The following is a 10731-nucleotide window of genomic DNA, read 5'->3' as shown; positions in this document are numbered from 1 at the left end:
AAGATGCAGTAGTAATTACAGAAGACTTGAAACCAGTAAGTCAAAATGTTAATGGAATAAATATGATGATTGATCCAAGAATGGAGCTTTTATCTGTAGTTCAAGCTACAGGAACCTATGATGAACAATATGATTTAATAACAAATGTAGATTTTGATTATAAAAAGGACATTATGAAATATTTTTCTGATTTTTCAAATCATGACGCTGTTAAAGTTTTTAATAATATGAGTAGATCAGGTTTTTCCTTTGATGCACCGCCAACTGCAATGCTTTATCTATCAAACCCATTAAACCTAAAAACTAACCAAGACTTCAGTGATTATCTTAAAAACAGAGCTGGAGAAGAAGAGCTGAATAAATTTACTTTGGAACTTAGAAATTTTGCCATGGATACAAGGTTTCATGAATTTTTTAATAAGCATCGCAAGTTCTATGATTCAGTAATAGAAGAAAATGCTAAGATTTTGGGAAACACGAATTATATTGATAATCTAGAGCAGTATTACGGAATGAAACAAAATAGTTATAATATAATTTTATCACCCATGTTTCATAACGGAGGTTTTGGACCAAGAGTAGAGAATGAAAATGGGAAATATGATGTATATAGTATTCAAGGTACGAGTTCTGTGAAGAATAATATACCTATCTTTGGGAATGAAAGTGGATTTAGATATGTGGCTTTGCATGAATTTAGCCATTCTTTTATTAATCCATTAACCGAAGAAAATATTTCTGAAGTTAATAAGTATAGCCGTCTCTTTAATCCCATAAGTGAAAAGATGAGTAAACAAGCTTATACAAGTTGGGATATTTGTGTTAATGAACATATAGTTAGAGCAGTTGTGTCTAGGATTACCTTTATTCATCAAGGAAAAGAAGCTTATGATAAGTTAATTACTTATGAAAAAGAAATTGGTTTCTTATACATTGATGCTCTTACTAAGCAACTTGAAGAGTTTGAAAATAATAGGGATAAATATAAGACTTTCGAAGATTTTTATCCAGAGCTTTTAAAGGGATTTAAAGATTTAAGTTCTGCAACACCTTAAACATAAGATCACTTTACTAAAAAACACAGGTAAATTACCGAAGATTAGAACTAAATGGTTTGTTTATTACACAACAAGTTAGTGAGTTAAACAATAACGAACTATTAAGGTTTGTAATAAGTAATTTTAAAGAAATAATTATTACTTGATAAAAAATTTTGAATAAGTTATTTATTAGTAATGTTGAATGGATATATAATATATCCATTTTCTTGTTTCTAAAATTATTTTTATTAGTACTATTACCATTTTACTCCCTCGCAATTATAAAAGTCATAAACACCATTTTTAAAAAGCATAAATCAAGGTTAATATTATTAAAAATACTACATGAATTGTTTAAACTTTAAAGTGAGGAACACTTTCATAGTTATTTAACATATAAGGCAAGAATGGAAAAGAAATTTAACTGAAAAACATTTATATTATAATTATCAGGCTAAGTAAAGAAGGTGAAGGATTTGGAATTAAAAATTATTGTATTTGATAGCTTAAAATATATTGAGAAAAACATCAATGAAACTATCACAGCAAATGAAATTGCTATAAATGCAGGATATTCATTATACTATTTTTCAAGAATGTTTAAAAAGTATATGGGCTTAACAATTATGGAATATGTAAAAGAGCGTAGATTAATCAAGGCATCAGAAGAAATAATAAATGGAAAAAAACTAATTGATGTCTCCTTAGATTATGGTTATCAATCACAGAGCAGTTTCACAAAAGCCTTTAAAAATAAATTTGGTTTTTCACCTGCACTTTTAAGAGCCTTTGGATTCCAAATTAATTGTTTAGGAGGTAATTATAATATGAATCATGTATTTATGACAAATACAGCTATTCATGCAACAAAGGAAGAATTATTTGATTTGCTGACAATGAATATAAATAAGAAACAGTTGGAATATGACATCACAAAAATTAAGAGGGCATATGAACTCGCTTGCATAGCTCATAATGAAAAAAAGAGATATTCTGGGGATGAATATGTAACACATCCAATTAACGTTGCTATACTGCTATCAGAGATGGAAGCAGGGGAGGAGGCAGTTATAGCTGGCCTTTTGCATGATATTATTTATGAAAAAACCGATGTTAATCTTGAAGTAGTAACACAGGAATTCGGCAGTAAAGTTTCAGATATAATTATAGGTGTAACTGAATTTAGTGGAAATGAAGGTATAACAAATGAAGAGGTAGTTATGGTTAAATTGGCTGATAGACTTCATAATATGAGGACAATTGAGTTTACCAATGAAAGTCTTTGGAAAGTTAAAGCAAAAGAAACATTAGAAATATTTGCTCCCATGGTGGCAAAACTTAAAAATGAAAAGTTAATGGCGGAATTAAGTGATTTATCCGTGAAATATATTTAATGCTTTTCCATAGAAGGTAATAAATAATTGATTAATTAGGCTTACAAGTAACAGTGTAAGTCTTTTTTTAGCTATTCTTAAAAGATAAGTAGAACTTGTCTTAGTCGTAATCCTAAAGATTTGTGGGTTAGGTTTCTTGGAGGATCAAAATAGGAAGCTGTAGGTAATTATTGGGTAAATGTGTTATAATTGTAAGTATTACACTAATTAGATATGACTTGGTTGCTACTATATTGTAGCTAAATATAAATATAAATATAAATTAATAAGTGAAAGCATTTGCTGTAGTTGCTTTTAAGTCTAAATAATTTTGGGTAAGGAGAAGAGGATTTTGATTAAATATTTTAGGGATAAAAATGTTGATTACAATAGATTAATAGCCTTATTTAATGAAGCAGGTTGGAGAGATAAAACAGAAGATATTAATAGATTACAACTAATGGTTCAAAATTCTCAAATTGTAATTACAGCTTGGGATGATGAACTAATGGTTGGATTTGCTAGATGTACAACTGATTACGTGTTTAATGGACAAATAAATAATGTAGTAGTGGATGCACTTTATCGAGGAAAAGGTGTTGGAAAAGCACTAATCAATAATATATTAGATAGTAATCAGCAAGTTACTTATATTTTAAGGGGAGACATTGAGAATGAAGGGTTTTATAAAGAGCTTGGGTTTGAGGATAGTCCTTTAACCTTAGTTTACAAACGGAAAAACTAACTTAGGAAACATATTCACAGCTATTGATTATGTGGCTGAGATAAATAAAATCTCCTTTTGAATTATAAGAAGGATTTTTTTGGTATTGATATAGCAGATGTTTGTTTTATTTGAAAGAAAAGTAAATTAGTAGTTTGGACCTTTTGAATAAACCTTTTAAATAAAATGCTACATAAATTTAAATTTTGGGGAGGGAGCCATGAGAAGAAATATAATTATTATCTTAATAATCTTACTAATCAGTGGAATATATTTTTGGCCGAGAGATCTTATCAAAGTAGAAAGTGATAACTTAAAGAATGTACCATCACTACAGTTAAAGATTATTTCGAGAAGTAACATTTTGGACCCAGGGCAAGCTGTAGAGATTAATAATGTGGATATTATAATTAAATTGCTAAAGCAACTTGAAACTTATAAAGGCATTCCGAGTCTGGCAAGTTATAAGAAGTTAGATAATCTTCCAAGCTATTATATTAACGTAAGTTCTAACAACGAAGAAATTCTAAGCATCTCGTTAAAAGGGGATAGCTATATTTACTTTTTAGGAAAGCGTGGTACAAATACGTATAAAGTTATTAATAGTAAGTTAGATTTTGAATTTATTAAATCTTTGACTAATCAATACAAAGTAAATGTCATAATAACACCTATCAAATCTATTCATAGTTTAAACATATTAATGGTAGGCTAGAAATGGAGTACATGGGAAACAAAAAATATTGGGAAGATAAGTTTGCTAGCAAAAATGAAAATCCATTAAGTCCAGAACAAACAATAGTTGAAAATATAGCATATTTTAAAAAAGGGGATATTCTTGATATAGCCTGTGGAGATGGTAGAAATTCTTTGTTTTTGCTTGAAAAAGGCTTTAGGGTCACAGGAGTAGATTTTAGCAGCAATGCACTTCATCGTTTGAAGTTGTTTGCTAAAAGAAATAATTATTTAGTGAATACATTACAAATTGATTTAAGTACTCCAAATTCTTTAAAAGAAATTGGAATATTTGATAACATTGTAATTAATCACTATAGATTAAATAAAGAACAACTAAAAGAAATTAAAGGCCATATTTTAGATGAAGGAATTTTATTTATCAATGGGTTTGGTTATAAACACCAGGTTGACTCTAAAATTAGAGAAGAGGATTTATTTCAGTCATCTGATTTTGAAGACATGAAAAATTCATTTGAATTAATTAAGTACATTGAAAATGAAGATGAAAGAGGATTTTTTGTTACTTATATTTTTCGGAAAAGAAAAGTTAACACATAGCGTTCGTGGAATGCCCATTTATAGTAATTCAAGATAATTAAATAATCTTAATATATATTCCTTAATAAAACAATTCATATCTTATAAGGTAAGCAACTGTGGCAGAGTTAGATAAAATCTCCTTTTGAATTATAAGAATCATATTTGATTACTTTGAGAACTATCTCCTGTATGACATAAGGTAGATATAAAAGAAACAGCAAATGTGTATTTAGTAAAAGAAAGATTTGTTACATCACTTCATGATATATTTGGACAAGGTCGTTGTTTAAGGAGTGCTGAAATACCAGAATTTTAATTCTAAATTGATTATTCAAAAGAATAATTGTAAAAGAATGTGCAACAAAGGTTATAAAAAAACATACATAGAAAAACAAATTTGTAGAAATGGAAGATTAAAAAATGAAAGAAAATATATATAATTACTTGGATCATTTTGAAGAACATACAAAACTAAGATTTAATATGTTATATGGACTTATTTACGAAAGTACTTCTCAAAATATAACTGAAAATTTGTGGGCTAAATTACCGTCATTTTATGTAGAAAAGAAGTTTGTTCGCCTTATTCCATTTAAAGACCATATTAATGTTGAGGCAAAAGCGGTTATTTCTCACAAGGAAGAGCTGTTAGAATATAAGATAACTCCTAAAGGTATGCTACAAATTTTTCATAATCAACAAGTTCCATGTGAATTGTTAAAAGTAATATTTAAAGAGAGTTTTGAGTAAAGAACAATTTAAATATCATTATATCTGACCAAGAAGTATGAAAATAACCTTTAAAATGAGTGTTTATATGGATATCGTATTTTTTAGAGATGAATATCACGATGTTTTTACACCATAATTCAAACATAAATCAGCAAGGGAATTAATTATTTTTCTTTGGAGGTAAAAATGAATTATAAAACTATTCTCAATGTAATTTCAACTAAATATAAGGAGATCCTTGAAAGTAATTTAGTTGGTATATATGTTCATGGCTCCATTGCATTTAATTGCTTTAATTGGAATAAAAGTGACATTGATTTTTTAGTGGTAGTTAATGAGAAATTATCTGAATCTGTAAAACTTAGGCTTCTAGAGGTATTAGAGTCATTAAGAGCAGAATCACCACCTAAGGGATTTGAAATGAGCGTGGTTTTGAAAGAGCACTGTATAAATTTTCAATATCCCACGCCATATGAACTGCACTTTTCAAATCAATGGTTAGAAACATATTTAACAAACCCACTATTGTTGTGTGATGATAATTATAAAACAGATAAAGATTTAGCAGCGCATTTAACAATAATTAGGCATGTAGGCATTGCTTTATGCGGAGAACCTATAAAAGAAGTGTTTGGTGACGTACCTAAGGATAACTATATTGATAGTATTAAGAATGATATTGAAAATGCAACAGTGGAAATACTTCATAATCCAATGTATATTGTATTAAACTTGTGCAGAGTTGCAGCCTACATAAAGGACAACCTGATTCTTTCAAAGGAACAAGGTGGTAATTGGGGCTTAAGAAATTTGCCTAAGGAATATAGGGATATTGTTAATGAAGCCTTGAAGAGTTACATGTCATCAGGAAAAATGACTATTAAGGAAGTTGAAGCACAGAAATTCTGCGACTACATGTTAGTGCAAGTTTTTTCATAAAGTTTTTAATAAGTGAAAATGCAGAAATTCAAATAGTTATACTACAAAAAATAGTTTTAAATATGTGAAAACTAAATAATCCAATGAAAGAATGTAATTTCTTGGAGTTGAAACATACTTATATAGAAATTTTCAAGACTCACTGTCCTCTTGAAAATTTCTATATAACTCTGACACACTGTTGTCAGAGTCATTATGCTATCATTGGTTATAAACTAATCAAAGGGGATAAAAAATGAGTGATTTTGTAACTTTAAATGAAGAGAATATTGAGACAGAGCATATTTGTTGTGCTTTGTCAGATAAAAAATGTGTAGAAGGATATTTAGGTAAGAAGAAATGGTTAAAGGAACAAATTTCAAAGGGATTTGTATTTAAAAAGCTTAATGTTAAACATAAGGTTTTTATTGAGTACTGCTCATCAGATATAGCTTGGCTACCTGTTAATGCACCAAACTATATGGTGATAAACTGCTTTTGGGTTGCAGGACAGCACTCTGGAAAAGGATATGGAAAAAAACTTTTGGACATGTGTATTAATGATTCACAAGACAAAGATGGGATTGTGGTAATCACTAGCAATAAAAAGAAACCATATTTATGTGATAAAAGTTTTTTCATAAAGCAAGGCTTTGAAGTTTGTGATACAGCACCACCATATTTTGAGTTGCTAGCTTACAAAAATAATCATAGTGCTGTGAATCCTAGGTTTAATCAGTCTGTCAAAGATAATATTTGTAGTAATAAAAATGGCTTAACTGTGTACTACTCCAATAGATGTCCTTTTTCTGAACATTATACTAATGTAGTATTAAAGGAGTTAGCTGCAAAGGAAGGTATGGAACTAAAGATTATTAAAATAAATAGTAGAGAACAGATGAATGATCTTCCATCAGCTTTTAGCATTTATAGTGTATTTTACAATGGCAAATTCATTACTCACGAAATTTTAAATGAAGCCAAATTCAACAAGATTATAGCTGGCATAAAGAGTGGAATATATTAAGGTAGTAAATAAACAGGACAAAATAAAGAAATTTATTATTTAACTGACTATCTTCAATAAATTTCATTAGCTTAAAATCGTTTTAAATTGTTAATAATCTTATATTTTAGGGGGAAGTATGCAGTATCTTAAATTTGTATTAAATATAATAATGATGCTATTTTCATTGATGGTATTTACCTTAATATGCAGGACTATAGCAACCTTCATTGGCGAAAAAATAGGATTTGCAAAGTTTTTAAAACACATATGGCAAAAATTAAAAAGAAAATAATTTTATAAATGGTACAATTTAGCAGAATATATACCGATTTTATCTTTATACCCCGTAAAACTTTAGTAAAAATACGTAAATTATATATAAGGAAGTATTTTGGAAATTTTACACGAGTTGAAACAAGGAGGGGCAAAGGATGAAATTTTTAACACAATTCTTAAATAAAGAGGATTTCTTTAGTGAATTAAAAGAAGGTGAAATATTTATGTATTCTTACCATGACTTTAAATTTGAGGATATAATAAAGTTCGCCGATGAATATAAAATTAAGATTGAATGCATAAAAAAGGGTACTGAAGACTATAAAAAGTTTGGAGAATGTGCCGTAAGAGTTTTAAGTAAACAAGCAAAGATATTTACCTTTAAAATTGATTCCAAGGAATCAATTGAAATAGAATCCCAATCAGAAGAATGTGCTAAATTGAAATTAATAGATGTTTTATTTCATAAAGGATACATTAAATTAGAAGAAGTAAATATTTAACCTGGAAAAGTCAAAGTTTCTTTGTATTAATCCAGCTAAAATACAGTTGTAAATCTAAGATAATAAAATGTTTCTGTGTGCCATGAATGGTGGACCCTTTTTATAAAGATTCAGTGAGAACTGAAGGGTTTTATAGAAAGTTTCTTTAAAGTGGGGGAGAGTACCACTTGGCTTCTACTAAGTACTTTGCGAAATTAAAAATTACAGATAATAATGGACCATAAAGAAATAGTTAAGTCAACTATTCTTCATGGTCCTTTTTTTCGAAAAATACCAATGTGAATGCTTTTAAGCTGTTATGGAATGGTGTCCTGAAATGTTAGATATATTTTTAATTAGGAATAATAGGTAGAATTTATACTTATAATTATAAGGTGGAAGGCTAGGGAAAAATTAAAATTCGAATTTTATCTTAGGTTAATTTGGAAGAATAAATTAGAAATATATTTTTGAACCTTTTGTCCCATTGCGCGTTAAATTATTGTGAGGTGAAAAAAATGAATGCAATAAATATAGAAAATCTCAGAAAATCTTTTGATGGACAGACTAACGCATTAAGTAATATAAGTTTAAGTATACCTAAGGGTGAAATATTTGGTTTTCTAGGTCCAAACGGCTCTGGAAAAACTACTACTGTTAGAATTCTAAATGGAATTCTTTCAGCAACTTCAGGCAACGCTGAAATCTTAGGAAAACCTGTTAAGACAAACGCTCTTGAACTTCATAGGCTCTGTGGAGTTATGACTGAGAGTGCCTCCTGCTATGAAAATCTTACTGCTGGAGAAAATCTAATGTTTTTTGGAAAAATGTATGGTATGGAAGAAAATCTGCTTAAGGAACGGACACAATCCATATTGAAAAAGCTGGAACTATTAGATGTAAAGGGCAAGAAGGTAAAGACTTTCAGTACAGGAATGAGAAAGAGAATCTCCTTAGCAATTGCTCTTGTTCATAACCCTCAGGTTTTATTTCTTGACGAGCCTACTTCAGGGTTGGATCCAGAAAATGCACTTAATGTCACAAGACTTATAAAAGAGCTTGCGGAAGAAAATGAGGTTACAATTTTTCTTTGTACTCATCAATTAAAATATGCAGAAGATATATGTACACTTTATGGTTTTATAAATAACGGAAATATTCTGGGCTTCGGCACCTTTGATGAACTTGCTTCAAAGAAAAATGCCAGTCTTCAATTGAAAATTAGAGGAAAAAATATCTCTGAGAATCTTGGTTTTCTCTACGAGGGTAATAATTTATACAGCAAGTCTATTTTAGGAGATAAAGAAGTAACCCCTCTTCTTCAAAGTATACTTACAAAAGGCGGAGAAATTTATGAAGTTGTGCAACAAAAATGGTCCTTGGAACAACTGTACTTTAAGTATATAAAAAGCGTTTCTGATGATAGCACGCTATCGAATGTCAGAACCTTATAAGAATGGAGGGAACTAATTTGAATAGAAGTGAAAAAGCATTGATTTATAAAGATTTAAATGAAATAACAAGCTCAAAGCAGGTTATTATGCCAATGACTATTGTACCAATTATTCTCATTGTAATCGTACCTCTGGGTCTACTCATAGGTGCCAATTTTATTGGAAATGATTCAAGCGTGATGAGAGAATTTGGACCTCTTATTAAAAAATTACCACCAGAGTATATGACATATTCTCCTGCCCAACTTTTAATAAAAATTGTTATAAACTATATGTTTCCATCATACTTCCTTATAATCCCTATAATGTGTTCAGGAATTATTGGGGCAAGCAGTTTCGTAGGGGAAAAAGAACACAAGACACTTGAGACTTTGCTTTATACCCCAATATCTATGGAACAGCTACTAAGAGCAAAAATTTTAGGTGTTTTTATACCAGCGTATATTATAACCCTAATTTCCTTTGTAATCTTTGGTATTATAATAAATATTGGAGGCTTTATCCATTTTGGCGGGATTATTTTTCCAGATCTAAAATGGCTCATTATCATACTTTGGATTTCACCTGCAATAAACTTATTATCCCTAATCTTTACAGTGAGGGTATCTGCAAAGTCTAGAACCTTTCAAGAAGCCCAGCAAGTGAGCGGTCTTCTAGTTCTTCCTGTAATTCTCTTATTGGTTGGCCAAATGACTGGTGTACTTATGCTTAGCACCTATGTTATGTTCATAGCAGGTGGTGTTATCTTAATACTTGATTATATACTAATAAAAAGTGTTTCCTCTAAATTTATTGCTGAGAAATTGATTTAATAGCGTTTTGGAAGCTTCAATGCTCTAAGCTTTTATGATTGATAGTTTCTCAGCTCAGAAAAGTTGCTTTAGTGGCAGACAAATTTGCTTCAAAAGTGATTAAAGAAATAAGGCTTCCAGGATTATTAATTTTTTATTCTGGAAGCCTTTTTTTACTTTAAAGTTTAAGCTTAAACTATCTGAGTAGATTTGTGTTTTAATGCTTTCACTATCCTCTAATATAAATCTTCATAGTTTTTAATAGCTTCGTTAGATACATGATTCTATTTAAAACCCTCAGTTTAATTCATAAAATAGTGCTCATAATCCATGACCTTTAAAATTATTCCGCAATGCAAACTTCATATTTGATGTTCTAGATAAGGACCACTCCACTAAGCTTAGCATGGCCCCTTGAAGGGGATGCTGTGAATAACACAAGTTTAATTAACTCTATTCCTGAATGCTTAGTCCATGAATTACAGTTCCTACTCACTTTTGAAGGTTCATTTAACTACAGTTATTTTACTTAGGTTAATTATAACTGTAGCATACAAAATTACATATATACTATGCAGCTTCTAATTCCCTACATGCTCTTTCTTTTTCAAACTGTTTCTTGAAAATAGTTCCAAAAAGGAATCTTACTAAAGG

Annotated in this window: 12 protein-coding genes; all 12 read left to right on the top strand. The window is 29.5% G+C overall.

What is annotated here, in order from left to right; all coding sequences use genetic code 11:
• Positions 1-1055, top strand: a 1055-nt coding sequence (locus tag RR409_RS18835) for a DUF4932 domain-containing protein (RefSeq protein WP_332559321.1), incomplete at its 5' end; no start/stop codon positions are given.
• Positions 1056-1516: 461 nt separating this feature from the next.
• Positions 1517-2434: an HD domain-containing protein gene (locus RR409_RS18830; protein ID WP_336747170.1), complete on the top strand. Its 918-nt coding sequence runs from the start codon at positions 1517-1519 to the stop codon at positions 2432-2434.
• A gap of 331 nt (positions 2435-2765) precedes the next feature.
• Positions 2766-3158: a GNAT family N-acetyltransferase gene (locus RR409_RS18825; RefSeq protein ID WP_332559319.1), complete on the top strand. Its 393-nt coding sequence runs from the start codon at positions 2766-2768 to the stop codon at positions 3156-3158.
• Positions 3159-3357: 199 nt separating this feature from the next.
• The gene (locus RR409_RS18820) at positions 3358-3852 is read left to right on the top strand and encodes a hypothetical protein (RefSeq protein WP_332559318.1); all 495 of its coding nucleotides are present in this window, start codon (positions 3358-3360) and stop codon (positions 3850-3852) included.
• A gap of 2 nt (positions 3853-3854) precedes the next feature.
• Positions 3855-4433, top strand: a complete 579-nt coding sequence (locus RR409_RS18815) for a methyltransferase domain-containing protein (RefSeq protein WP_332559317.1) — start codon at positions 3855-3857, stop codon at positions 4431-4433.
• 402 nt (positions 4434-4835) lie between these two features.
• Positions 4836-5165: a DUF1801 domain-containing protein gene (locus RR409_RS18810; RefSeq protein WP_332559316.1), complete on the top strand. Its 330-nt coding sequence runs from the start codon at positions 4836-4838 to the stop codon at positions 5163-5165.
• Between the two features lie 168 nt (positions 5166-5333).
• Positions 5334-6086: an aminoglycoside adenylyltransferase domain-containing protein gene (locus RR409_RS18805; protein WP_332559315.1), complete on the top strand. Its 753-nt coding sequence runs from the start codon at positions 5334-5336 to the stop codon at positions 6084-6086.
• Between the two features lie 235 nt (positions 6087-6321).
• Positions 6322-7092 (top strand): GNAT family N-acetyltransferase, encoded by a 771-nt coding sequence (locus RR409_RS18800; RefSeq protein WP_332559314.1) that lies wholly within the window; start codon positions 6322-6324, stop codon positions 7090-7092.
• A 118-nt stretch (positions 7093-7210) separates the two neighbouring features.
• Positions 7211-7366: a hypothetical protein gene (locus RR409_RS18795; protein WP_332559313.1), complete on the top strand. Its 156-nt coding sequence runs from the start codon at positions 7211-7213 to the stop codon at positions 7364-7366.
• A 139-nt stretch (positions 7367-7505) separates the two neighbouring features.
• The gene (locus RR409_RS18790) at positions 7506-7853 is read left to right on the top strand and encodes a hypothetical protein (protein WP_332559312.1); all 348 of its coding nucleotides are present in this window, start codon (positions 7506-7508) and stop codon (positions 7851-7853) included.
• A 497-nt stretch (positions 7854-8350) separates the two neighbouring features.
• The gene (locus tag RR409_RS18785; protein WP_332559311.1) at positions 8351-9286 is read left to right on the top strand and encodes an ABC transporter ATP-binding protein; all 936 of its coding nucleotides are present in this window, start codon (positions 8351-8353) and stop codon (positions 9284-9286) included.
• Positions 9287-9303: 17 nt separating this feature from the next.
• Positions 9304-10098, top strand: a complete 795-nt coding sequence (locus RR409_RS18780; protein WP_332559310.1) for an ABC transporter permease subunit — start codon at positions 9304-9306, stop codon at positions 10096-10098.
• The last annotated feature ends 633 nt before the right edge of the window (positions 10099-10731 follow it).

The sequence above is a fragment of the Clostridium sp. genome, assembly GCF_036642255.1.
GTDB lineage: Bacteria > Bacillota > Clostridia > Clostridiales > Clostridiaceae > Clostridium_J.
Note: the sequence above shows the minus strand (reverse complement) of the source record. Positions and strands in the feature narration are given on the sequence as shown.

What these genes read in the sequence shown, in the direction of transcription:
- RR409_RS18820 (WP_332559318.1), top strand. Translation starts at nt 3,358, where the DNA reads ATGAGAAGAAATATAATTATTATCTTAATAATCTTACTAATCAGTGGA.
- RR409_RS18815 (WP_332559317.1), top strand. Translation starts at nt 3,855, where the DNA reads ATGGAGTACATGGGAAACAAAAAATATTGGGAAGATAAGTTTGCTAGC.
- RR409_RS18810 (WP_332559316.1), top strand. Translation starts at nt 4,836, where the DNA reads ATGAAAGAAAATATATATAATTACTTGGATCATTTTGAAGAACATACA.
- RR409_RS18805 (WP_332559315.1), top strand. Translation starts at nt 5,334, where the DNA reads ATGAATTATAAAACTATTCTCAATGTAATTTCAACTAAATATAAGGAG.
- RR409_RS18800 (WP_332559314.1), top strand. Translation starts at nt 6,322, where the DNA reads ATGAGTGATTTTGTAACTTTAAATGAAGAGAATATTGAGACAGAGCAT.
- RR409_RS18795 (WP_332559313.1), top strand. Translation starts at nt 7,211, where the DNA reads ATGCAGTATCTTAAATTTGTATTAAATATAATAATGATGCTATTTTCA.
- RR409_RS18790 (WP_332559312.1), top strand. Translation starts at nt 7,506, where the DNA reads ATGAAATTTTTAACACAATTCTTAAATAAAGAGGATTTCTTTAGTGAA.
- RR409_RS18785 (WP_332559311.1), top strand. Translation starts at nt 8,351, where the DNA reads ATGAATGCAATAAATATAGAAAATCTCAGAAAATCTTTTGATGGACAG.